This window comes from Mycobacterium sp. NGS62 (assembly GCF_059812285.1).
Window position 1 is genome coordinate 67,557 of record NZ_JCALCK010000013.1, and the last position, 21,872, is coordinate 89,428.

A 21,872-nucleotide genomic window follows, 5' to 3' on the forward strand; every position below is an offset into this window, starting at 1 on the left:
GGCACTGCTCAATCGACGCCGATGGTCACCTCGGTCGCCTTGATGAACACCGTTGCGGGCTGACCGGCCGCCAGACCGAGATTGACCGCGGCGTCTTTGGTGATCGAGGAGGTCACGACCTGATCGCCCCCGTCGAGCCGAACTTTCACGGTTGCCATCACAGCGCCGAGGTCGACATCGGCGATGGTTCCCTTGAGCTGATTCCTGGTCGATAGCCGCATCACGGGCCTCCCATTCATCGGTAATCTTCGACGAAGCCTAAGCGGGCGCACCGGCCGACGTTAGCGTTTCAGCGGCGCGCGCCCAGCAACGCCACCGATGCGTCCACTGCGGGTGCGACGATCTCGCGCACATCGTTGCCGTCTTCGACGGCAAGCGCAGTCAGTTCCCGCAGGCCGCCCAACAAGATCACCGCCATCGACGGTGTCAGTGGTGCCAGGTCGGAGCGGCGGAATCCGGCACTGCCACTGAGATCGACCAGCAGAGTCGTCAGCAGTTCGAGTCCGCGCCGTTGGACCGGACGGGCGACCGCGCCAAGCGAGGGAAACTCCCGAATCCAACTCAACGTGACTGCCGGGCGCGACTCGATGTGGCTGACATAGGCCTCGACAGCCTGCCGAATCTGGTCGCGCCAGTCGGCATTCGGATCGACGGCCGTCCGGATATCGTCGGCGAGCTTCTCGTTGTCCGTATGCAACAGTTCGAGGAAACACTGTTCCTTGCTGGGAAATTGGTCATAGAAGGTTCGCTTCGACGTGCGGGCATGCCGGACGATGTCGGCGACGGTGGTGGCGCGGTAGCCACGCTCGCCGATCGAGGCGGCAAGGCCATCGAGTAGCCGACGCCTGAACGGGTCGATATCGAGACAAGCCGCGTCACGGACTGCTGCCGTCACCACCGCGCCTCCTCTCGGTGAGCCCTTGCCAGTCGTTGGTACCACACGGTACCGTACCGAAGTACGCCCGCGGTACCCGTGCGTACCACGCCGATGTTGGGAGTGCACCAGTTATGAGCTCCGTACAGAGCGAAGCGACCGCCGCGCAGCAGGCGGCCAAAATCCCGCCGGGGCCACGTATCCCAAAAACTCTGCAGGGCAGCGCATTTGTCATCTCACGGCGCCGGACCGTGCAACAGATGGCACGGCGTTACGGTGAGATCTTCAGCCTCAACGTCCCGGTGTACGGCCGAACCGTGGTGGTGTCCAACCCGCAGTTGGCAAAGCAGGTCTTCACCACTAATCCAGACGATCTCGGCAATATCCAACCCAACCTGAGCCGGTTCTTCGGCCCCGGTTCGGTGTTCGCCCTCGATGGTGATGACCACCGCGTGCGACGCCGACTGCTGGCGCCGCCGTTTCACGGCAAGAGCATCAAGAACTACGAGAGCATCATCGAAGAAGAGACGCTGCGCGAAACAGCCGACTGGCCCGAAGGCCAGGCGTTTCCCACGCTGCCATCGATGATGCGCATCACGCTCAACGCCATCCTGCGCGCGGTTTTCGGCGCCGAGGGCGCCGAGCTCGACACGTTACGACGCATCTTCCCGCCATGGATCACCCTGGGCTCGCGATTGGCAACGCTGCCCCAGCCATCTCGGACCTACGGGCGTTACACGCCGTGGGGGCGGCTGGCGGAATATCGGCGCCAATACGAGGCGGTCATCGACAAGCTGATCGCCGACGAGCGTGCCGACCCGAACTTCGAGAAACGGAACGACGTGCTGGCGCTGATGCTGCGCAGCACCTACGAGGACGGGACAGCCATGTCGCGCAGTGATATCGGCGACGAACTGCTGACACTGCTGTCTGCCGGACACGAAACCACCGCCGCGACGCTGGGCTGGGCATTCGAACGACTGAGCCGGCATCCCGACGTGCTGGCGGCGCTGATGGCAGAGGCCGAGAGCGACGACAACGAACTGCGTCAGGCGACGATCCTCGAAGTGCAGCGCAACCGGACGGTCATCGACCTGGCCGGCCGACACGTCTACGCGCCGGCTTACGAGCTTGGCGAGTGGGTCATTCCGCGCGGTTCGTCGATTCTGGTCAGCATCGTGCAGCTGCACACCAACCCTGACGTCTTCCCCAACCAGGAGCGCTTCGACCCGCGCCGCTTCATCGACGCCAAGCCGTCCAGCTTCGCCTGGATTCCATTCGGCGGCGGTGCTCGGCGCTGCGTGGGCGCCGTGTTCGCCAACATGGAGATGGATGTTGTTTTGCGAACCGTGTTGCGGCACTTCACGATTGATACTACCGATGCTCCGGGCGAACCATGGCATTCCCGCGGCGTTGCCTTTACGCCGAAGCGCGGCGGACAGGTCGTGGTGCGGCGGCGTTAAAATTGGCGGTCATGACTGCCGAGGCCAACGAGCTCCTAGACATGATGAACGGCGCGATGGCCAACACCATCCCGATCGCGCACAAGATGGGTGTGAAGGTCGTCGAGGCCCGACGAGGCTACGCGGCCACCACCGTGCCCGTCGAGGGCAACGGCAACCATTTCGGCGTCATGTACGCCGGAGTATTGTTCACCGTCGCCGAAGTCCTCGGCGGAATCGTCGCCCTGACCACCTTCGACAGTGCCAAGTACTTTCCACTGGTCAAAAACGTCGACATCCAGTTCGTCGGTATGGCGCGCTCAGATGTGCGCGCCGAGGCCGGCCTCGATGACGAGACAATCGCACATATCGATGCCGAAGCAGCCGAACGAGGCAAATGCGACTTCACGCTCGAGGCTGTGGTGACCGACTCCGACGGCCAGACCGTCGCCACCACCCGCGGGCTCTACCAATTACGCGCGCACAGCAGATAGTTCTGCTCGGCAAGCTACCGCTCGACGCCTGCCGTTCGTGGCAGCTTCCAGCCGGGGCGCGCGAAGTGGCAGGTGTATCCGCCGGGATAGCGCTCCAAGTAGTCCTGATGCTCCGGCTCAGCCTCCCAGAAGTCGCCGGCCGCGGTGACTTCGGTGACCACCTTGCCCGGCCACAACCCGGACGCGTCGACGTCGGCGATGGTTTCCAATGCGATCCGCTTCTGCTCCTCGTCGAGGTAGAAGATCGCCGACCGGTAGCTGGTCCCGACGTCGTTGCCCTGCCGGTTTTTAGTGGTCGGGTCGTGGATCTGGAAGAAAAACTCCAGCAGCGTGCGGTAGTCCGTGCGGTCGGGGTCGTAGCTGATTTCGATGGCCTCGGCGTGGCCTGGGTGGTTGCGGTAGGTGGCGTTGGCGTTTTCGCCGCCGGTGTAGCCCACCCGCGTCGAGATCACGCCGGGCTGCTTGCGGATCAAATCCTGCATGCCCCAGAAACAGCCACCGGCCAGGATCGCTCTGTTATTACTCGTCATGGTTGCCCTCCTGATTCGAGCATAGGAACCGCTCGACAAACATCAATAGAACGTGTTCTAGTTTTGGCGTGACAACCCGCATCTTCACTCGCGACGAACTCTCCGCCGCCTTCCAGACCTTCGAGCAGACGGTCGAGCGTGCCGCCGAGACGAAGGACTGGGACGCCTGGGTGGAGCACTACACGCCCGACGTCGACTACATCGAGCACGCCGCCGGAACGATGAAAGGCCGTGACGAAGTGCGCGGCTGGATCCGTAAGACGATGACGACGTTCCCGGGCAGCCACATGACCGCTTTCCCGTCGTTGTGGTCGGTCATCGACGAGGCAGGCGGCCGGATCATCTGCGAGCTGGACAACCCGATGGCCGACCCCGGTGACGGCACGATTATCAGCGCCACGAACATCTCGATCATCACCTACGCCGGCGACGGGCAGTGGTGCCGTCAAGAAGACATCTACAACCCGCTGCGCTTTGTCCAGGCGGCGCTGAAGTGGTGCCGAAAAGCGCAGGCGCTCGGCACGCTCGACGCTGACGCCGCCAAGTGGATGGATCAATACGGAGGACAAGCATGAACGCACAGCCGAAATTGGTGATCGGCGCCAACGGCTTTCTGGGCTCGCATGTCACCCGCCGGCTCGTGGCCGACGGTGCCGACGTGCGGGCCATGGTGCGGCCGACTGCCAACACCCGCGCCATCGACGACCTGACCGTCAGCCGCTTCCACGGCGACGTCTTCGACACCGCCACGCTGCGCGAGGCGATGGACGGCTGTGACGTCGTCTACTACTGCGTCGTCGACACCCGGGCATGGTTGCGCGACCCGTCGCCGCTGTTTCACACCAATGTCGAGGGGCTGCGCAACGTACTGGAAGTCGCAAGGGACGCCAACCTGCGGCGGTTCGTCTTCACCAGTACCTACGCGACGGTAGGACGGCGACACGGGCACGTAGCCACCGAAAACGACCAGATCGGTCGGCGACGCGTCACCCCCTACGTCCAATCGCGGGTCCAGGCCGAAGATTTGGTGCTGCAGTATGCGTCGGAAGCCGGTCTGCCCGCTGTGGCGATGTGTGTCTCGACGACCTATGGCAGCGGTGACTGGGGCCGGACCCCACATGGCGCCTTCATCGCCGGAGCGGTGTTCGGCAAGCTGCCGTTCCTGATGAACGGCATCCAACTGGAAGTCGTGGGTGTGGACGACGCCGCCAGGGCTTTGATTCTGGCCGCCGATCGCGGACGCGACGGTGAGCGGTACCTGGTCTCCGAACGGATGATTGCGTTGTCGGATGTCGTGCGCATCGCTGCGGACGAAGCCGGTGTGCCGCCGCCGCAGCGCTCGATCTCGGTGCCGGTGCTCTATGCGCTGGGCGCGATGGGCAGCCTCAGGGCCCGCCTCACTGGTAAAGACGCCGAACTCAGCCTGGCGTCGGTGCGGATGATGCGCGCCGAAGCCGAAGTTGACCACAGCAAGGCGGTCCGCGAACTGGGTTGGGAGCCAAGGCCAGTCGAGCAATCCATCCGCGAGGCGGCACGGTTCTGGGCTGAGTTGCGGAATGCCAAGGGCAAGAGCACGACTGCGGGCTGAACACCACGCCGACCGCTGTTCAAAGCACTCGCAGCCCCGGTATGCGGCTAGCGTCGGATGAGTGACCACCGGAAAAGTCCGTGCTGATCTGAGCGGCGCCCCACAGACGATGCTGGCGACCTTGTATGCCAAGGCGTTGGACGCCGACTTCGACAATCCGATTCTGGGGGATCGCTATGCCAAGGCGATCGTCGAACGCATCGACTACGACTGGACAAAGACCACCATCACCGCGCGCCGGGCCCCGTCGGTGACGACCCGCTCCGCGCATTTCGACAACTGGACGCGGCAATTTCTGGACGCACATCGGCGAGCGGTGGTGCTGCACGTGGGCTGCGGTTTGGACAGTCGGTTCTGGCGGGTGCGGCCCGGCCCCGAGGTCGACTGGTATGACATCGACTATCCCGATGTGGCCGCGCTACGCAGTCAGCTCTATCCCGCGGGCGACCACTACCACGTCGTCGCCGCCTCGGTCACCGATCCGGCCTGGTTGGCCGGCATTCCCAGCGACCGGCCCACCCTGATGATCGGCGAAGGCCTGACCATGTATCTGACCGAGCACGATGGCACCGCGCTGCTGCGTCGGGTGGTCGAGCGGTTCGGCCGCGGCGAGCTGCAGTTCGACGGGTTCAACTGGCTCGGCATCAAGTCACAGGTGCTCAACACCGTCGTACGCCGGTCGGGATCGACATTGTCGTGGGCAATCAACGGGCCCGACGACATCGTTGACGCTGTCCCCGGAGTGCGGCTGTTGGCTTGCCAACGCTGGTTTGAGTCCTCCACGTTCGCACAGCTCCCACGCTCATCCCGGTTGATGGGCAAGGTCATGTCGCTGGTTCCGGCGGTGGCGAACATGGCGCAGTATCACCGATACGCATTCGGAACGGCCTGACACCGGGGGAATCTTCTCCGCCATCAGATGTTGCAACTCCTATCCACACCTGAGGAGATGTCACCATGAGCCACCGGCCTGTCTTGGAACCCACCGCCGGGCACCCGATCACGATTACGCCGACCGCGGGCCGGGTCCGCGTCCGGGTCAACGGGGAGATCATCGCGGACACAGGCGCAGCGCTTGGATTGCGAGAAGCCACTATCCCTGTGGTGCAATACATTCCATTTGACGACGTGGTGCAGGAGCTGCTGACCCGCACCGACACCACCACCTACTGCCCGTTCAAAGGTGACGCCAACTACTACAGCGTCACGACCGCGGCCGGCGACACAGTCGACGACGTGATCTGGACCTACGAGCAGCCCCATCCCGCGGTCGCGGAGATCGCCGGTCATGTCGCGTTCTACGCCGACAAGGCCGACATCAGCATCGAAGCCGACTGAGGCGCGTTATGGGCCGGCGGCGGCGAACACCTGCGCCGCCAACCGGGTGTCGCTGTATTCGCGCAACGACGTGATCAGCCCGTCCCGCGTTTCGACGATGAAAACGAACGGGCTGTCGTAGCGCACCCCGTCGGAGGTGATGCCGTCGCCCTGCGCCTCGATCACCACGTTCTCACCGTCGTTGAAGCACCGGATGAGATCGAAGGTGAGCTGGAGGTTGTGTTTGCGTCGTTCGACCTCCCGCCGGAGCGCCGCCTGGTCCACCGTTTTTCGGGTGATGATGCTCCAGTAAGTGAAGTCGTCGCTCAGCAGCGTGAAGCACTCGTCCACGTCGCCGCCCTCGGAGAGGCATTGCAGAAACATCCACGCCAGCTCGGCTTGCGGATCGTCGAACGGGGTGGTCATCAGGCCATCCTGACTCGGAAGACAGCAAGGGGTCAATTGTCCACGGCGGAACCTATGATTCATGCGAAGTGAAAAGCGCTCGCACAATCACATTCCCGGGTGTGGTCAGCCCGGGAATCACGCTGGCACCGCTGCGTAGAGGGCCGGGCGATCCGTGTTTTCAGATTTCCGAGGACGGTGCGATCTGGCGGACCAGCCTGCTGTCCAGCGGGCCTGTCACGGCGCGGATCAGTCGGGCAGCTTCGGATGCCGTCGATTGCACGGCATGGGGAAGCGGTGCCGCGGAGTTCCTCGACGCGCTGCCGGCCCTGCTGGGCGCTGACGACGACGCGTCGGATTTCCAACCGCGCGACCCCACGGTCGCCGCAGCCCACCGGCGTGTTCCGCACCTGCGGCTGGGGCGCACCGGGCAGGTGCTCGAAGCGCTCATCCCGGCGGTCCTCGAGCAGCGCGTGCCCGGGGCCGACGCGTTCCGGTCCTGGCGGGTATTGGTGACCAAGTTCGGCACGCCACCACCGGGACCGGCACCGGGCCGGATGCGGGTGCCGCCGTCCGCCGAAGCGTGGCGGCGCATCCCCTCGTGGGAGTTTCACCGCGCCAACGTCGACCCCGGCCGGGCCCGTACCGTCGTCGGCTGTGCACGGCGGGCGGCGTCGCTGGAACGGCTGGTGTCACGACCGGTGGCGCAGGCCCGCGAAGCACTGACCTCGCTGCCGGGCGTCGGTGTCTGGACTGCGGCCGAGACCGCTCAGCGAGCGTTCGGCGACTCCGATGCGTTATCGGTGGGCGACTATCACATTCCCAAGATGATCGGCTGGACGCTGCTCGGGCACCCCATCGTCGACGACGTCATGGTCGAGTTGATGGAGCCAATGCGCCCGCATCGGCACCGGGTGGTCCGCATACTCCAAGCCAGCGGATTGGCTTACGAGCCGCGGCGCGGGGCGCGGCTTCCGGTGCAGGACATCCGCTCTCTTTAGCCGCCCCGAGCAGTCGAAACGGGCGCTTGCGCGTTATCGCACAAGGACGCCGGTGGTTACCCGCGACGGTCATCGGGTATCCGGGGCCGGAAGTGACCGTGTCCGAACGACCTAAGGGAGCAATCGATGACGCAGTTCACTGTGCCCGGCCTGACCGACAAGCAGGGCGCACAGGTCGCCGAGTTGCTGCAGCGGCAGCTGAGCACTTACAACGATCTCCATCTGACCCTGAAGCACGTTCACTGGAACGTTGTCGGCCCCAACTTCATCGGCGTGCACGAAATGATCGATCCGCAAGTGGAATTGGTGCGCGGCTATGCCGACGAGGTGGCTGAGCGTGTCGCGGCCCTTGGTGGCTCCCCGCAGGGCACGCCGGGTGCGATCATCCGCGACCGCAGCTGGGACGACTATTCGGTGGGGCGTGACACCGTGCAAGCACATCTGGCCGCGCTCGACGTGGTCTACACCGGCGTGATCGAGGACGTTCGCCGAGCCATCGACGAGACCGAGGAGCTCGACAAGGTCACGCAGGACATCTTGATCGACCACGCCGCCGAGCTGGAGAAGTTCCAGTGGTTTGTGCGGGCGCACCTGGAGAATTCCGGCGGCAAGCTGGCGCACGAGGGTTCTCCCACCGAAAAGGGTGCCGCCAGCGCGGCGCGCAAGAAGACCTGACCGATGGAATAATCGGACCGCAGTCCGGTTATAGCGGGTAGCTCTGCGTCAAGGAGGTACCGTTGCCCGCCGTAACCACCGACACCCTGACCCTGCCGCGCGTCTCCGCCGCGGCGCCCACTGACACCGAACGCCCGGTGCGGTCGATCACCTCCGGCCCACGAGGTTATGAAGGCGAGGGGTTTCCCGTCGTCAGGGCGTTCGCCGGGGTCAGCATGACGGCACTGGATCCGTTCGTGCACATGGACCAGCTGGGCGCCGTCGAGTACCTGCCCGGCGAACCGAGAGGCACCGACTGGCATCCGCACCGTGGATTCGAAACGGTCACCTACATGATCGACGGCCGGTTCGCCCACCAAGATTCGCATGGCGGCGGCGGTCTGATCAGTGACGGCGCTACCCAGTGGATGACGGCGGGGTCGGGCATCCTGCATATCGAGACACCGCCAGCTGAACTGGTCGAAAGCGGCGGCGCCTTCCACGGCGTTCAACTGTGGGTGAACCTGCCGAAAGCGGACAAATTCGCCGCGCCCCGCTATCAAGCCATCGAGGGCGGCGACGTCAAACTGTTGGCGTCCGACGATGGCGGAGCGCTGATCCGCATCATCGCCGGCGACGTCGACGGCCACCGCGGTCCTGGCCGCACTCATACGCCGATTACCTTGGCACACGCCACAATCGAGCCTGGTGCCCAGCTGAACATCCCGTGGAACCGCGACTTCAACGCATTGGTCTATGTGCTGTCCGGGCGGGGATCGGTTGGACCGCAGGGACACCCCATCCAGCATGGTCAATTGGCAGTCCTGGGCCCCGGCGATCGGCTGACCGTTACCGCCGCGACGTCCCAAGACGCGCCCGCGCCGGCGTTGGAGGTGCTGATCCTGGGCGGCCGTCCGATTCGAGAGCCGGTGTTTCACTACGGACCGTTCGTGATGAACACCAAGACAGAAGTGATCGAGGCGCTCGAGGACTTCCGTGCCGGCAAGTTCGGCACCGTTCCACCCGACGCCTTGATGCCACACGTGCCCCGGCGCCCCTCGCTCGGCTAACTCCGGCCGACCTCGACCATGCGGTGCCGCGACCTGCAGCTGGCAAACTGATCGACACCGGCGAACGTCGATCCTCAACTGCCCGGCCGTACCGTCGTTCGGCAAGCGCCGATGCCACCGTCGCGAGCTAGGGTGCTCATCGGCAGACGTCGTTCGACGCGCTTAGAAGCGGTTTGGGTGTGCGGACCGCCCGTCGCCGCGGGAAGCCGGCAGTGTGAACTGGTGGCACAATCGAGGATGTGCCGCATCCCGCGAGCCGGGGGCCCGGTCGTCCCCCTGCAGCGAAAGCGGCCGACACCCGTAAGCGCATCGTGCTTGCGGCTCGTGACGTGTTCAGCGAACGCGGATATGAGGCCGCCACCTTCCAGGCCATCGCGCTGCGCGCCGATCTCACCCGGCCGGCGATCAATCACTATTTCTCGAGTAAACGAGCCCTGTATCGCGAGGTCGTGGAGCAGACCAACCAGCTGCTGATCGAGGCGGGCTTCGCGCGGGCGCAGGGCGAGACGACGTTGACCGGGCGGATTTCGGCATTCCTCGCTGCCGCGCTCGAAGCAGACTCCGAAAACCGTTCGGCAGCGCGTTTTTTGGTGACGTCCGCGCTGGAATCGCAGCGCCACCCGGATCTGAAAAGCACTGACGAGGATTCGATGCGAAGCATCCGCGAGTTTCTCGCCCGGATAAGCACCGACGCGATCGAGGCCGGCGAACTCACCGCCGATACCGATCCCGAGGCGCTGACCGAGGTGCTGCTGGCGGTGCTGTGCGGCGTGGGGTTCTACTCCGGCTTCGTGGAAACCGCCCACGAGATGCACGCGGTCATCACCGGGTTGGCGCGGCTGTTGTCCGGCGCGCAGTGGCGCCAGCAGTAGGCGTGCGGGCAGTGATATAACGCACAGCGGCATATAGGTTGCCTAACTTATTAGGTAGCATGGGCCGCGGCATGACTGATCTGGGCGAAGCGCACTGTGCACGAACCGCAGGGGATAGCTGGGACATCATCGAAAGTGTCGGCGCCACCGCGGTAATGGTCGCCGCCGCCCGTGCTGTCGAGACCGGATCGGCCGATCCGCTGATTCGCGACGAATTCGCCCGCGTGCTGGTCTCAGCGGCGGGGGCCGGCTGGATGCAGTTGGCCAGCCCGGATCTGGATTGGATCGGCGACGACGAGCCCGGCCGACGAGCGCACCGAGTAGCTGTCGATTACCAGGCTGTTCGCACCCATTTCTTTGACGAGTACTTCGCCGGCGCTGCCCGGGACGGCATCCGGCAGGCGGTGATCTTGGCCGCCGGGCTCGATTCGCGCGCCTACCGGCTGGATTGGCCGGCGGGCACCACCGTCTATGAGATCGATCAGCCCAAAGTCCTGCAGTACAAGACCAGCATCCTGGAATCGGCGGGTGCGGTTTCCCGCGCTGTGCGCCAGCCGGTCGCAGTGGACCTGCGGGACGACTGGCCGGCTGCGCTGGATGCAGCCGGCTTCGACCGCACCCAACCCACCGCATGGCTGGCCGAGGGTTTGCTGCCCTACCTGCCCCCCGATGCCCAGGACCGGCTTTTCGAGATGGTCACTGCGTTGAGCGCACCCAGCAGCCAAATCGCCGTCGAAGTATTCAGCTTTGACGCCACCAACGAGCGGCGTCGGGCAGCCCGACGCGCGCGCTGGGCGCGCATGCAGCGGCTCGGTTTGGACGTCAACGTTGAAAGCCTGACCTACCGCGAAGGCGACCGTGCCGACGCCGCGCAGTGGCTGAGTGACCACGGCTGGCAGGTCCGCGCGGTGAACAATCGCGACGAAATGACCCGGCTAGGCCGACCGGTACCCCAAGACCTGCTCGAAGAGAGCATCGTCAGCACCCTGGTGCGCGCGCGACTCACGCCCACCAGCTGACCGACCAACGCATTCGCAGAAACGGAACCACGATGAGCACCTTGCGCAGCCACGACGACACCTGGGACATCACCACCAGCGTCGGCAGCACCGCCGTGATGGTGGCCGCCGCCCGAGCCGTCGAGACGGACAGCCCTGAACCACTTATTCGTGACCCCTACGCGAAACTCCTTGTCGCCGGCGCGGCCACCGGGGTCTGGGAAGCCATGCTCGATGATTCGATGGTCGCCAAGCTTGAGGCCGCCGACCCGGAAACGGCAGCGATCTTCCACCACATGCGCAGCTACCAGGCGGTACGCACCCACTTTTTCGACGCCCACTTTGCCGGCGCAGTGGCCGCCGGAATCCGGCAAGTCGTGATCCTGGCCTCCGGGCTGGACTCCCGCGCCTACCGGTTGGACTGGCCGGCCGGTACCACGGTGTACGAGATCGACCAGCCCAAGGTGCTGGCCTACAAGTCCGCGACGCTGGATGCGCACGACGTCGCGCCCTCGGTGGACCGTCGGGAAGTGCCGATCGACCTGCGCCAGGACTGGCCTGCCGCGCTACGCGGCGAAGGCTTCGACCCGGCGGCGCCCACAGCCTGGTTGGCCGAAGGACTGTTGATGTATCTGCCCGCCGACGCCCAAGACCGGCTGTTCGCGCAGATCACCGAGCTGAGCGCACCGGCAAGCCGCATCGCTGCCGAAACCGCGGCCCGCCATGGCGACGAGCGGCGCCAGGAAATGCGGGAGCGGTTCGAGCGGGTGGCCGACGAGCTTGGCTTCCAACAGAGCGTCGACGTCGGGGAGCTGATCTACCACGACCCGAATCGTGCCGATGTCGCCGAATGGCTGGGCGGCCACGGCTGGCAAGCTACGTCGCAGCACTCGCTCGACGAGATGTCCCGACTGGACCGAACGGTGCCGGGCGTACCGATGGCTGACGACAAGGACGCGTTCTCGTATTTCGTCACCGCCGAGCGCGGATAGGCCGCGGCTGGCGGGCACCTGTTGCCCAACCGTCCGGTTGATTAGGATTGGGCTTCCGCCGGTCAGGAAGGGGACGCCTGTGACCACCGAAGCCGCCGCAAATACCACCACGACGCCAGGCAGTGATGTCGCGCAGACGGTCGCTCGCCTGCGGGAAACGTTCTCGACTGGACGAACCCGAAGTCTGGAATGGCGGCGCAGCCAGCTGCGTGGCCTTGAGCAGATGATGACCGAAAACGAGTCGACGATCGCCACGGCGCTCGAAAAGGACCTCGACCGCAAACCATTCGAGGCGTGGCTGGCCGACAGCGCATCCACCGCCGGCGAGGCGCGGTACGCCGCCAAACACGTCAAAAAATGGATGCGGCGCAAGTATCGGCTCCTCGAGCTCGCGCAGCTGCCCGGCCGCGGCTGGGTGGAGTACGAGCCCTACGGCACGGTGTTGATCATCGGCGCCTGGAACTACCCCTTCTACTTGACGCTCGGACCGGCTGTCGGAGCGATCGCGGCCGGAAACGCCGTGGTACTCAAGCCGTCTGAAATCGCGCCGGCTTCGTCGGCGCTGATGTCCGACCTGGTGCCGAAATATCTGGATAGCGACGCGATCGCGGTGGTTGAGGGCGACGGCGCGGTCAGCCAGGAGTTGATCGCCCAGGGCTTCGACCGGGTATTGTTCACCGGCGGCACTGAGATCGGCCGCAAAGTCTACGAAGGCGCGGCACCGCATCTGACGCCGGTCACACTCGAGCTGGGCGGCAAGAGCCCGGTGATCGTCGCAGCCGACGCTGACGTCGACGTCGCGGCCAAGCGGATCGCCTGGATCAAATTGATGAATGCCGGCCAGACCTGCGTGGCACCCGATTACGTGTTGGCCGACGCGAAGATCCGCGACGAGCTCGTCGACAAGATCGGTGACGCGATCACGAAGTTCCGAGCTACCGAACCGGCCGGAATGCGCATTGTCAACCAGCGTCAATTCGACCGGCTGACCGGCTATCTGGCCGACACCAAGGGAACGGTCGCTTTGGGCGGCGTGTTCGACGCGGCGGCTTTGCGCCTTGCGCCCACGGTGGTCGTCGATCCGGACCCGGACGAACCGCTGATGACCGGCGAGATCTTCGGTCCGATCCTGCCGATAATCTCGGTTCAATCCCTGGACGACGCAATACGTTTCATCAACTCACGGCCCAAGCCGTTGTCGGCGTACCTGTTCACCAAGACCCGGGCCGTCCGTGAGCGGGTGATCTCCGAAGTGCCGGCGGGCGGCATGCTGGTCAACCATCTGGCATTCCAGGTGACCACCGCCAAGCTGCCGTTCGGCGGAGTCGGCGCCTCGGGCATGGGTGCCTACCACGGACGTTGGGGTTTCGAGGAATTCAGCCACCGTAAAACGGTGCTGACCAAACCGACCCGACCCGATGTGTCGAGCATGATCTACCCGCCGTATACAGAGAAGGCGTGGAAGTTGGCGCGCCGACTGTTCTGAGATAACCAACATCCGAATTAGAGCGCCTGGCGACGAGGCGGGCCGTGCTGCGGCCTGAGAAGTAGCCGGGAAATCGATCCGAAAGGAAGTCCATGCCTGGAGTGCAAGATCGTGTCATCGTCGTCACCGGAGCCGGCGGGGGACTAGGGCGGGAGTACGCCCTGACTCTTGCGCGCGAAGGCGCCAGCGTCGTCGTCAACGACCTCGGCGGAGCCCGCGACGGTACCGGCGCAGGTTCTGCGATGGCCGACCAGGTGGTCACCGAGATCAAAGACGCAGGCGGGTGCGCGGTCGCCAACTACGACAGCGTTGCCGAGGAGAGCGGCGCGGCCAACATCGTCAAGACAGCGCTGGACGAATTTGGCGCTATCCACGGCGTGGTGAGCAATGCCGGGATTCTGCGGGACGGCACCTTCCACAAGATGTCGTTCGAGAACTGGGACGCCGTGCTCAAGGTGCATCTCTACGGCGGGTACAACGTGATCCGGGCGGCGTGGCCGCACTTCCGTGAGCAGAGCTTCGGCCGGGTGGTCGTGGCGACCTCGACCAGTGGCTTGTTCGGCAACTTCGGCCAGGCCAACTACGGGGCGGCCAAGCTGGGCCTGGTGGGTTTGATCAACACGCTGGCGCAAGAGGGCGCCAAGTACAACATTCACGCCAATGCGCTGGCGCCGATCGCCGCGACGCGGATGACCCAGGACATCCTGCCGCCCGAGGTCTTCGAAAAACTCACACCGGAATTCGTGGCGCCGGTGATTGCCTACCTTTGCACCGAGGAGTCGGATGACACCGGGTCGGTGTTCATCGTCGGCGGCGGCAAGGTGCAGCGCACGGCGCTGTTCCAGAACGACGGCGTGACCTTCGAGAACCCGCCGTCGGTCGACGACATCGCCGGGCAGTGGTCGACGATCACCGACCTGTCGGGAGCGCAGCAGGCCAAGTTCTCGTTATAAGCAGCTGGCCGTGAAAGCCTGTGTAGTACGCGAACTCTCAGGCCCATCGGGCATGGTGTATACCGACGTCGATGAAGTCAGCGGTAACGCGGACACGGTGGTCGTCGACGTTCACGCCGCCGGGGTGTGCTTTCCCGATTTGCTGTTGAGCAGAGGCGAGTACCAGTTGAAGCTGCCGCCGCCGTTCATCCCCGGCATGGAGGCGGCGGGTGTCGTGCGGTGGGCGCCGGAGGAGTCCGGTGTCCGGGTGGGCGATCGGGTGTCGGCGTTCGGGGTGCTCGGCGGTTTCGCCGAGCAGGTGGTCGTGCCAGTCGACAACGTGATACCCAGCCCCGCGCAACTCGATGACGCCGAAGCGGTGTCGCTGCTGGTGAACTACAACACGATGTATTTCGCGCTGACTCGTCGAGCGGCGATGCTGCCGGGAGACACGGTTGTGGTGCTCGGTGCGGCCGGTGGGGTGGGCACCGCAGCGATTCAGGTGGCCAGGGCGATGGGCGCTGGCGAGGTGATCGCCGTCGTTCATCGAACTGGTGCAATGGAATTCGTCGAATCACTGGGTGCCGATGTGGTCTTGCCATTGACCGATGGTTGGGCGCAGGCGGTGCGCGACGCCACGGATGGTCGTGGCGTGGACATCGTCGTCGATCCAGTCGGCGGCGCGGCTTTCGATGACGCCATCCGAGTCTTGGCCGTCGACGGCAAGCTATTGGTGATCGGCTTTGCTGCGGGCGGCATTCCCACCGTCAAGGTCAATCGGCTACTGCTGCGCAACGTCAGCGTGGTGGGCGTGGCCTGGGGCGAATACCTCAACAAGGTCCCAGGCTCTGCCAAGCTGTTCGCCTGGGGCCTTAATGAGTTGGTATCGCTGGGGCTCAAACCGCCCCCGCCGCAACGCTATCCGCTGTCGGATGGGCCTGCCGCGCTGCAGCGCCTAGCGGACGGCGGCGTGCTCGGCAAGGTGGTTTTGGAGCCGTAGTGAGCACCGCCGGGGTGGCCTTGGTCGCGCTAGCGATCGCCATCGGCCTCATCGGCGTCATCGTGCCGCTGCTGCCAGGGTCGGCGCTGGTATTCGCGGCTATCGCGGTGTGGGCTGCGGTCGAGCGGACGGCCACGTCGTGGGTGACACTTGGCGTCGTTGCCGCGCTGCTGGGTGTTGGCATGGTGGTCAAGTATCTGTGGCCGGTGCGTCGGATGCGCCGTGCCGAGGTGGCGACGTCGAGTCTTGTCGTCGGTGGCTTGCTCGGCATCGTGGGTTTTTTCGTGATCCCGGTACTGGGGTTGCCGATCGGCTTCGTGGGCGGCATCTATCTGGCTGAGCTGACGCACGGCCGCGACCGGCGAACCGCATGGGTAGCCACCGTGCATGCATTGAAAGGCGTGGCGCTGTCCGTGGGTGTGGAACTGACCGCCGCGCTGCTCGCCACTGTGGTGTGGATTGTCGCGGCCGCTTTCTGGTGAGCCGCAGCGGGCGCAGTTCGTGAGTATCAGCAGGGTATGGGCGGGTGCCGAGACTAATTGGAAGTAGCGTATGGCCTGGGTCGACCGAGCTCAATCTCGCATCGGAGGTGCTGTAGATGCTGTCGTCCGGGTCGATGGTGGCCGGATACCGTATCGAACGCATCTTGGGTGTCGGCGGGATGGGCGCGGTGTATCTGGCCGCCAATCCGACCCTGCCGCGCTTGGACGCACTCAAGGTGCTCTCGCCCGAGCTGTCACGTGATCGTGATTTCCGGGCCCGCTTCACCCGTGAGGCCGATGTGGCCGCCGCGCTGCAGCATCCCCAGATCGTGTCGGTGTACAACCGCGGGCAGACCGATGACGGCCAACTGTGGATTGCCATGCAATTCGTCGACGGCACCGACGCCGACGACGCGCTGCGCGCTGGAACGATGACACCGCAGCGCGCCGTGCACATCATCACCGAGGTAGCCAAAGCTTTGGACTTCGCCCACGAACGTCACGTCGTGCACCGCGACGTCAAGCCGGCGAATTTTCTGCTCTCCGGGCCAGTAGGCGCCCACGAGCAAGTGCTCTTAGGCGATTTCGGAATCGCGCGCGCCCTCGACGACGTCGGTCTGACCGCAACCGGGTCAGTGATGGCCACTATCGCCTACGCGGCGCCGGAAGTGTTGTCCAGCTGGCGGTTTGACGGCCGTGCCGACATCTACTCGTTGGGATGCACACTATTTCGGCTTCTGACCGGCAAAACCCCGTTCTCCGGCAGCAATGGGCCGGCCGCGGTGATGCTGGCTCACCTGCAACGGCCGCCGCCACGCGTCACCGACTTTGTGCCCGGGTTGCCGCCGGCCCTAGACCACGTGGTCGCCACCGCGATGGCGAAGGATCCCGGTGCCCGATTCGCCTCCGCGTCCGACTTGGCCCACGCAGCCGCAGCCGCGCTGCGCGACCCCACGCTGACGGTACGAGTGCCGCTACCGGCGGTGCCGACCGCCGACGTCGTCTCCTACCCGCACATGCAGGGCGACGGCAGCGCACCGTGGTGGCAGAACGCGGCACCGCGCACCACGCACAGCCCCGTCGCACCGCCACCCCAACGGCGACGGCGCACCGCCATCGGCGCCGGCATCGGCGCGGTGGCGCTGGCTGCGGCAACAGCGGTCGCCGTGGCGGTGTGGCCGGATGCCCACGACAGCACCCCGCGTGGCTCCGCCGCGCAGCCCCCTACGACACCAGCGCCGACATCCGTATCGGCGCCAGGCCTCCAGCCCGCCGCCACCGACATCGACCCCGACCAATTACGCCCCATCCTGCTGACTGCCGCCGAGCTTCCCCAATCCGGCGGCGCACCGATGGCGCTCGAGCAAGACAACACCGGCCTGGCAGACGACGCCGGCACCGTCTCCCCGGATGACCAGCAGTGCCTCAACGCGTGGGTGCCCGCCCAACAGTCGGTGTACCACGCAACGCGATCCGCCCCGAATGTTGTCGTCACCGGGGCCGCGATCCAAACCCTGCGCGGTATCAACCAGAAACCCTGGCAAGATGGCGTGGTCCAAGCCGTGGTGTCGTTCGCCACCGCAGATTCGGCCAACGCCTTTTACGTCCGCCAACGCGGCGCAGTGGAGCTGTGCGGCGGCAAGACAATCACCGTCCTCCCGTCCGGCGAGGCGCCGCAAACCTGGGAGTTCACCCACCCAGTGACCACCACCGGCGTTTACACCATCACCGCCGCTTTGCAGGGCGAGAATGGCACCTGCCAACACGGGATAATGCCGCGCGGCAACGTAATGATCGACATCCGGCAATGCCGGGCCAGCGGCGGAACCGACGTCGCCGCCTTGGTTCTCGCGACCGCCGCCAAGGTGCCACACCAGTGAGGAGGCGCCCCATGTCCACGAACGCCCTCGGACTTACCGGAGTTGTGCTGTGCGCCGCTGCGATCTCGGCCGCGTGCGCGCACACCACCGACGGTGCCCCAGTCCTGCCACATGTCCGCACATCGGCGCATGCCGGTGCACCCAACCCGACGACGTCGCCAGTGCCGGCAGCTGCCACCTCTGACGAAGAGCAGATTCGCCGAACCGTCTTGGCTTTCGGAGATGCGTACAACACCGAGAATTGGGACGTCTACACCGAATTGATGTGTGCGCCGATGCGTGCCCGATTCACCGGTACGGTGATGGATTACCTCAAAAAAGATCGGACCAACACCGGCGTTACGACGGTGTCCATCACGTCGGTCTCCGTCGACGGCGATAACGCCACAGTCGGCATGGATTCGCACAACGAAGCCCTAGGATCGGCATCGGTCAACATGCAGGTGAAGCGCGAGGAGGACGGGTGGAAAATCTGCCAAACCTACTGATGACCGCCATAGAACGCCCACTCAAGCCAGAAGACGGGTGGAAGGCGTGCAAGTTAAAGTAGCAGCGACACTACCTGTACGCCTTGGTCTTTCGGTGCTGTCGAGTGCGTTCTTTGTCGCGGTGGTCGGCTGCAGCAGCACGACCGCCGGTGTGGCTACCACACCGCCCGCTCCACCGGTCAGTTCGGTCAACGCGTCGCTGCTGGACCCGGGCCGATTTCCGACGAAGCCGCAACCGCCAGCCGGCGCCGCCGGCTCTGAACAGGCTGGGCGCCTCGCAGAGGGTCGCCGCATGGCTAACTACACAGTCGGGCCCTGGCAAGTGGATCCCGCCCTGAACTCGCACCTAAGCGGAGACGTCGCCGTCATCGACAGCTACGACCAGGTGGGCCAGGTGCTGTGGCCGTGGGTTGCCGGCGGCGCCTGGGGGCAACCCTTGCTCGTGGGATTCACCTCCGAGCGCCACAGCGCTGCAGGCCCGCAAAAGTCACTGCGCAACGCCGTGCTGCGCTTCGCTGACGACCGCGCGGCATCGGCTGTTGCGCAAAGCTTTCACGACAAAGCCATGTCTTTTCCCCGCCTCGAAGACTCCATGCCCGTCGTGACCGAACCCGAGCAGGCCACCCCCATACCCGCCCATCCCGACGCGCACGGCGCACTGATCACCTACCAGCAAGGCGCCGAACGACTCCAGGAGCTGATCGTAGCCACCGCACATGGCCCCTACGTCCTCGTCCAAGTCATCCACTGCGCAGCGACGCCAGACTGCCCAGCACAACTAGCCGCACACACCCTCGACTTGCAACTTCCGCTGATCGACTCCTTCACGCCCACCGACCCCACCCAGTTCGCCACGTTGCCGCTCGATCCCACCGGCCTCGTAGCGCGCACCCTTCCCCTGCCACCTGACGAGGCCACACCCACGACAGGAGCCGCCTACGAGCCAGCGGGTGCGCTGCACTTCGAAAACGACCCGGCCACCGTCGGGCCGGCTCTCAACGCCGCCAAGGTCGACGAGGTGTCCATCAACCGCGCGACGATCTATCAGGCCGCCACCCCCGAAGCGGCTCAGACGCTGCTCCAGGTTTACAGCGACACGCTGTCCGCAACCAAAGCCGCCAAACCCGCCGACGGTGTGCCCGGCCTCCCGCAGAGCCGCTGCACGCTTATACCAGGAGCCGGCGGACTCATTCCGCACCACTGGTGTCTAGCCACCGTCGAGAATTACTTGATCAAAACCGTTGCACGCCAACTGGACACCGCCCACCAGCAAGCCGCCGCCCAGTACCGCATCCTTGCCGACAGTTAGATCCCGCAATCAGCCCAGCAGTGTTTCGCGAAGCCGATCGACGTCAGACTCGGTGATGCCCGCATCACGCAGATAGCCATCCAACGAGCCGTAGGTCTCGTCAATCGTGCGGCGCGCCGCATCCAGATACTCCTCGCGCACACCGAGCACCTCATCGGAAAGTCGCGCTTCGGTGAATGTCATGACCTCGGGCGTCAACTCGCCCTCCGAGCGCTGCTGGATCATTTCCAGGATCCGTCCTCGAAGCTGCGGCGCGGCGTCGTTGCTGCGCAGGTAGTCGGCCAGCACCGCGTCTCGGTCGATACCGATCGCTTCCAACACCACCGCGACCATGAAGCCGGTGCGGTCCTTGCCGGCGAAACAATGCGCCAGCACCGGGCGCCCGGCGGCCAGCAGCATGACGACCCGGCGCAGCGCCGGCTGCGCGCCGTTGTAGGTGGGGAACCGCCGGTACTCGTCGACCATGTAGCGGGCAGCCGCGTCGGCGACGGACTCTTCGCCCGGCTTCTCGGTCATCATCCGCTGCCACGCATGCTCGTGTGGCGCAGCGCCGTCCGTCTCCTCGGCGCCGAGGTCGGGGATTGGCAGCAGGTGAATGTCGACGTCGCCGGGCACCCGGCCCGGACCGCGGCGTTCGACTTCGCGCGGCGAACGCAAATCGGCGACATCGGTGACGCCCAGCCGGCGCAACGCGTCACGCCCGGCATCGTCGAGCCGGCTCAGCTCACCGGAGCGGAACAACCGGCCGGGACGCACTCCGGCCGACACCGCGACGTCACGAAAGTTGACCGCGCCGGACAGCTCACGAATCTCGGTGGTCACTACGTAACCGCCGCAGCGAAAGCGCTCTTCTCGCGACCGATTTCGGCCCGCGCGATCGATCGCATGTGCACCTCGTCGGGTCCGTCGAAAATGCGCATCGCCCGATGCCACGCGTAGAGTCGGGCTAGTGCGGTGTCCTCGCTGACCCCGGCTGCTCCGTGCACTTGGATGGCGCGGTCGATGACATTGCAGGCCACTTGCGGTGCCACCGCCTTGATCTGCGACACGAGCAAGTGGGCCGCCTTATTGCCGTGCTGGTCGATGGTCCACGCCGCCTTCTCGCATAAGAGCCTGGCTTGGTCTATTTCGTTGCGGGACGCGGCAATTGCCTGCTGGACGAGACCTTGGTCGGCCAGTGGACGGCCGAACGCGATCCGGCTGTTCGCGCGGTGCACCATGAGCGCCAGCGCACGTTCGGCTCCGCCGAGCGCACGCATGCAGTGGTGGATGCGGCCCGGCCCCAGCCGCGCTTGAGCGATCGCGAAGCCGCCGCCTTCTTCGCCGAGCAGGTTCGTGACGGGAACCCGGACGTTGTCGTAGATGATCTCGCAGTGCCCGGGCTGGTCCTGGTAACCGAAAACCGATGTCGAGCGGAGCACCGTCACACCCGGTGTATCGGTGGGAACCAGGACCATCGACTGTTGCTGGTGGCTGGCCGCCTCAGGGTTGGTGCGGCCCATCACGATCAGAATCTTGCAGCGCGGATCGGCTGCCCCGGACGTCCACCACTTACGGCCATTGATCACGTAGTCGCCGCCGTCGCGCATGATCGAGGTCTCGATATTGCGGGCGTCGCTGCTGGCGACCGCCGGCTCGGTCATCGAGAACGCGCTGCGGATCTCGCCGGCCAGCAACGGCTCCAGCCACTGCTTGCGCTGTTCCTCGGTGGCGAACAGATGCAGGGTCTCCATGTTGCCGGTATCGGGGGCCGCGCAGTTGAGCGCCTCGGGCGCGATCTCGAGGCTCCAGCCGGACAACTCGGCCAGCGGGGCATACTCCAGGTTGGCCAGGCCCGACTCGGCCGGCAGGAACAGGTTCCACAGGCCCGCGGCTTTGGCCTTGGTTTTCAGTTCCTCGATGATCGGTGGAACGGTGTGATCGTTCGGACCGGCTTCGTGGCGGTAGCGGTCGTACTCGGCCTCGGCTTCAAAGACGTGCTCGGTCATGAAGTCGGACAGCCGCTTGTGATAGTCGCTCGCTTTGGCTGACATCGCGAAGTCCATGCCGTCACGATAA

25 protein-coding genes are annotated in these 21,872 nt (G+C 65.3%); 19 read left to right on the forward strand and 6 right to left on the reverse strand.

From position 1 onward, the window contains the following. Window positions 1–8: 8 nt before the first annotated feature. Window positions 9–221: a TOBE domain-containing protein gene (locus AC5Y49_RS21645; protein ID WP_499891073.1), complete on the reverse strand. Its 213-nt coding sequence runs from the start codon at window positions 219–221 to the stop codon at window positions 9–11. 68 nt (window positions 222–289) lie between these two features. After that, complete coding sequence (locus AC5Y49_RS21650; protein ID WP_499891075.1) at window positions 290–895, reverse strand: TetR/AcrR family transcriptional regulator; 606 nt, start codon at window positions 893–895, stop codon at window positions 290–292. A gap of 113 nt (window positions 896–1,008) precedes the next feature. On the opposite strand from AC5Y49_RS21650, the gene AC5Y49_RS21655 reads away from it, so the two are divergent. Both AC5Y49_RS21655 and AC5Y49_RS21660 read left to right on the forward strand, forming a co-directional pair. Then, window positions 1,009–2,337: a cytochrome P450 gene (locus AC5Y49_RS21655; RefSeq protein ID WP_499891077.1), complete on the forward strand. Its 1,329-nt coding sequence runs from the start codon at window positions 1,009–1,011 to the stop codon at window positions 2,335–2,337. Window positions 2,338–2,348: 11 nt separating this feature from the next. After that, window positions 2,349–2,810, forward strand: a complete 462-nt coding sequence (locus AC5Y49_RS21660) for a PaaI family thioesterase (protein WP_499891079.1) — start codon at window positions 2,349–2,351, stop codon at window positions 2,808–2,810. Between the two features lie 14 nt (window positions 2,811–2,824). On the opposite strand, the gene msrA is transcribed toward AC5Y49_RS21660, so the two are convergent. Continuing rightward, on the reverse strand, window positions 2,825–3,340 hold the full coding sequence (gene msrA, locus AC5Y49_RS21665) for a peptide-methionine (S)-S-oxide reductase MsrA (protein ID WP_499891082.1): 516 nt from the start codon (window positions 3,338–3,340) through the stop codon (window positions 2,825–2,827). Window positions 3,341–3,408: 68 nt separating this feature from the next. Here msrA and AC5Y49_RS21670 point away from each other — a divergent pair, with 68 nt between their 5' ends. The 4 genes from AC5Y49_RS21670 to AC5Y49_RS21685 all read left to right on the forward strand — a co-directional run bounded on the left by AC5Y49_RS21670 (window position 3,409) and on the right by AC5Y49_RS21685 (window position 6,266). After that, window positions 3,409–3,915: a nuclear transport factor 2 family protein gene (locus AC5Y49_RS21670; RefSeq protein ID WP_499891087.1), complete on the forward strand. Its 507-nt coding sequence runs from the start codon at window positions 3,409–3,411 to the stop codon at window positions 3,913–3,915. Continuing rightward, complete coding sequence (locus tag AC5Y49_RS21675; protein WP_499891092.1) at window positions 3,912–4,928, forward strand: NAD-dependent epimerase/dehydratase family protein; 1,017 nt, start codon at window positions 3,912–3,914, stop codon at window positions 4,926–4,928. Before AC5Y49_RS21670 ends, AC5Y49_RS21675 begins: the two co-directional genes overlap by 4 nt. A gap of 109 nt (window positions 4,929–5,037) precedes the next feature. Next, entirely contained in the window at window positions 5,038–5,820 is a 783-nt protein-coding gene (locus tag AC5Y49_RS21680) for a class I SAM-dependent methyltransferase (RefSeq protein WP_499891156.1), read from the forward strand. Window positions 5,821–5,885: 65 nt separating this feature from the next. Beyond that, on the forward strand, window positions 5,886–6,266 hold the full coding sequence (locus AC5Y49_RS21685; protein WP_499891095.1) for a DUF427 domain-containing protein: 381 nt from the start codon (window positions 5,886–5,888) through the stop codon (window positions 6,264–6,266). Window positions 6,267–6,272: 6 nt separating this feature from the next. Here AC5Y49_RS21685 and AC5Y49_RS21690 read toward each other — a convergent pair whose 3' ends face one another. Continuing rightward, a complete protein-coding gene (locus AC5Y49_RS21690; protein ID WP_499891097.1) occupies window positions 6,273–6,671 on the reverse strand; it encodes a nuclear transport factor 2 family protein in 399 nt (132 codons plus the stop codon). A gap of 68 nt (window positions 6,672–6,739) precedes the next feature. Between AC5Y49_RS21690 and AC5Y49_RS21695 the strand changes: the two genes are divergently transcribed. From AC5Y49_RS21695 to AC5Y49_RS21755, 13 genes are all read left to right on the forward strand, one after another. Beyond that, a complete protein-coding gene (locus AC5Y49_RS21695) occupies window positions 6,740–7,651 on the forward strand; it encodes a DNA-3-methyladenine glycosylase family protein (RefSeq protein ID WP_499891099.1) in 912 nt (303 codons plus the stop codon). 126 nt (window positions 7,652–7,777) lie between these two features. Next, window positions 7,778–8,326 (forward strand): DNA starvation/stationary phase protection protein Dps, encoded by a 549-nt coding sequence (gene dps / locus AC5Y49_RS21700; protein ID WP_499891101.1) that lies wholly within the window; start codon window positions 7,778–7,780, stop codon window positions 8,324–8,326. 62 nt (window positions 8,327–8,388) lie between these two features. After that, window positions 8,389–9,375 carry a pirin family protein gene (locus AC5Y49_RS21705; RefSeq protein ID WP_499891103.1) on the forward strand — a complete coding sequence of 329 codons (987 nt, stop codon included), beginning with the start codon at window positions 8,389–8,391 and terminating at the stop codon, window positions 9,373–9,375. Between the two features lie 239 nt (window positions 9,376–9,614). Further along, entirely contained in the window at window positions 9,615–10,247 is a 633-nt protein-coding gene (locus AC5Y49_RS21710) for a TetR/AcrR family transcriptional regulator (protein WP_499891105.1), read from the forward strand. A 71-nt stretch (window positions 10,248–10,318) separates the two neighbouring features. Beyond that, window positions 10,319–11,266, forward strand: coding sequence for an SAM-dependent methyltransferase (locus tag AC5Y49_RS21715; RefSeq protein WP_499891107.1), 948 nt, complete (start codon window positions 10,319–10,321; stop codon window positions 11,264–11,266). Between the two features lie 32 nt (window positions 11,267–11,298). Beyond that, window positions 11,299–12,237 carry a class I SAM-dependent methyltransferase gene (locus AC5Y49_RS21720; protein WP_499891109.1) on the forward strand — a complete coding sequence of 313 codons (939 nt, stop codon included), beginning with the start codon at window positions 11,299–11,301 and terminating at the stop codon, window positions 12,235–12,237. A gap of 79 nt (window positions 12,238–12,316) precedes the next feature. Then, window positions 12,317–13,723 carry an aldehyde dehydrogenase family protein gene (locus AC5Y49_RS21725; RefSeq protein WP_499891111.1) on the forward strand — a complete coding sequence of 469 codons (1,407 nt, stop codon included), beginning with the start codon at window positions 12,317–12,319 and terminating at the stop codon, window positions 13,721–13,723. A 92-nt stretch (window positions 13,724–13,815) separates the two neighbouring features. Further along, on the forward strand, window positions 13,816–14,676 hold the full coding sequence (locus AC5Y49_RS21730) for an SDR family oxidoreductase (RefSeq protein ID WP_499891112.1): 861 nt from the start codon (window positions 13,816–13,818) through the stop codon (window positions 14,674–14,676). 10 nt (window positions 14,677–14,686) lie between these two features. Next, window positions 14,687–15,655: an NADPH:quinone oxidoreductase family protein gene (locus tag AC5Y49_RS21735; RefSeq protein ID WP_499891114.1), complete on the forward strand. Its 969-nt coding sequence runs from the start codon at window positions 14,687–14,689 to the stop codon at window positions 15,653–15,655. Beyond that, window positions 15,655–16,137, forward strand: coding sequence for a DUF456 domain-containing protein (locus AC5Y49_RS21740; RefSeq protein WP_499891116.1), 483 nt, complete (start codon window positions 15,655–15,657; stop codon window positions 16,135–16,137). The genes AC5Y49_RS21735 and AC5Y49_RS21740 overlap by 1 nt, the downstream gene beginning before the upstream one ends. Window positions 16,138–16,253: 116 nt before the next feature. Continuing rightward, a complete protein-coding gene (locus AC5Y49_RS21745) occupies window positions 16,254–18,017 on the forward strand; it encodes a serine/threonine-protein kinase PknH/PknJ (protein ID WP_499891117.1) in 1,764 nt (587 codons plus the stop codon). Window positions 18,018–18,028: 11 nt separating this feature from the next. Further along, the gene (locus AC5Y49_RS21750; RefSeq protein WP_499891119.1) at window positions 18,029–18,505 is read left to right on the forward strand and encodes an Rv0361 family membrane protein; all 477 of its coding nucleotides are present in this window, start codon (window positions 18,029–18,031) and stop codon (window positions 18,503–18,505) included. A gap of 151 nt (window positions 18,506–18,656) precedes the next feature. Continuing rightward, entirely contained in the window at window positions 18,657–19,814 is a 1,158-nt protein-coding gene (locus AC5Y49_RS21755; protein ID WP_499891160.1) for a DUF7373 family lipoprotein, read from the forward strand. Between the two features lie 9 nt (window positions 19,815–19,823). Here the strand turns inward: AC5Y49_RS21755 and AC5Y49_RS21760 are convergent, their stop codons facing one another. Together AC5Y49_RS21760 and AC5Y49_RS21765 are read right to left on the reverse strand one after the other, a co-directional pair. Further along, the gene (locus tag AC5Y49_RS21760) at window positions 19,824–20,636 is read right to left on the reverse strand and encodes a tyrosine-protein phosphatase (RefSeq protein ID WP_499891121.1); all 813 of its coding nucleotides are present in this window, start codon (window positions 20,634–20,636) and stop codon (window positions 19,824–19,826) included. Further along, a complete protein-coding gene (locus AC5Y49_RS21765) occupies window positions 20,636–21,847 on the reverse strand; it encodes an acyl-CoA dehydrogenase family protein (RefSeq protein WP_499891165.1) in 1,212 nt (403 codons plus the stop codon). The genes AC5Y49_RS21760 and AC5Y49_RS21765 overlap by 1 nt, the downstream gene beginning before the upstream one ends. Between the last annotated feature and the right edge of the window lie 25 nt (window positions 21,848–21,872).

Coding starts and splice junctions, on each gene's coding strand:
- AC5Y49_RS21645 (WP_499891073.1), bottom strand. CDS start 221: ATGCGGCTATCGACCAGGAATCAGCTCAAGGGAACCATCGCCGATGTC.
- AC5Y49_RS21715 (WP_499891107.1), top strand. CDS start 10,319: ATGACTGATCTGGGCGAAGCGCACTGTGCACGAACCGCAGGGGATAGC.
- AC5Y49_RS21685 (WP_499891095.1), top strand. CDS start 5,886: ATGAGCCACCGGCCTGTCTTGGAACCCACCGCCGGGCACCCGATCACG.
- AC5Y49_RS21660 (WP_499891079.1), top strand. CDS start 2,349: ATGACTGCCGAGGCCAACGAGCTCCTAGACATGATGAACGGCGCGATG.
- AC5Y49_RS21765 (WP_499891165.1), bottom strand. CDS start 21,847: ATGTCAGCCAAAGCGAGCGACTATCACAAGCGGCTGTCCGACTTCATG.
- AC5Y49_RS21690 (WP_499891097.1), bottom strand. CDS start 6,671: ATGACCACCCCGTTCGACGATCCGCAAGCCGAGCTGGCGTGGATGTTT.
- msrA (WP_499891082.1), bottom strand. CDS start 3,340: ATGACGAGTAATAACAGAGCGATCCTGGCCGGTGGCTGTTTCTGGGGC.
- AC5Y49_RS21655 (WP_499891077.1), top strand. CDS start 1,009: ATGAGCTCCGTACAGAGCGAAGCGACCGCCGCGCAGCAGGCGGCCAAA.
- AC5Y49_RS21730 (WP_499891112.1), top strand. CDS start 13,816: ATGCCTGGAGTGCAAGATCGTGTCATCGTCGTCACCGGAGCCGGCGGG.
- AC5Y49_RS21720 (WP_499891109.1), top strand. CDS start 11,299: ATGAGCACCTTGCGCAGCCACGACGACACCTGGGACATCACCACCAGC.
- AC5Y49_RS21680 (WP_499891156.1), top strand. CDS start 5,038: ATGCTGGCGACCTTGTATGCCAAGGCGTTGGACGCCGACTTCGACAAT.
- AC5Y49_RS21750 (WP_499891119.1), top strand. CDS start 18,029: ATGTCCACGAACGCCCTCGGACTTACCGGAGTTGTGCTGTGCGCCGCT.
- AC5Y49_RS21675 (WP_499891092.1), top strand. CDS start 3,912: ATGAACGCACAGCCGAAATTGGTGATCGGCGCCAACGGCTTTCTGGGC.
- AC5Y49_RS21745 (WP_499891117.1), top strand. CDS start 16,254: ATGCTGTCGTCCGGGTCGATGGTGGCCGGATACCGTATCGAACGCATC.
- dps (WP_499891101.1), top strand. CDS start 7,778: ATGACGCAGTTCACTGTGCCCGGCCTGACCGACAAGCAGGGCGCACAG.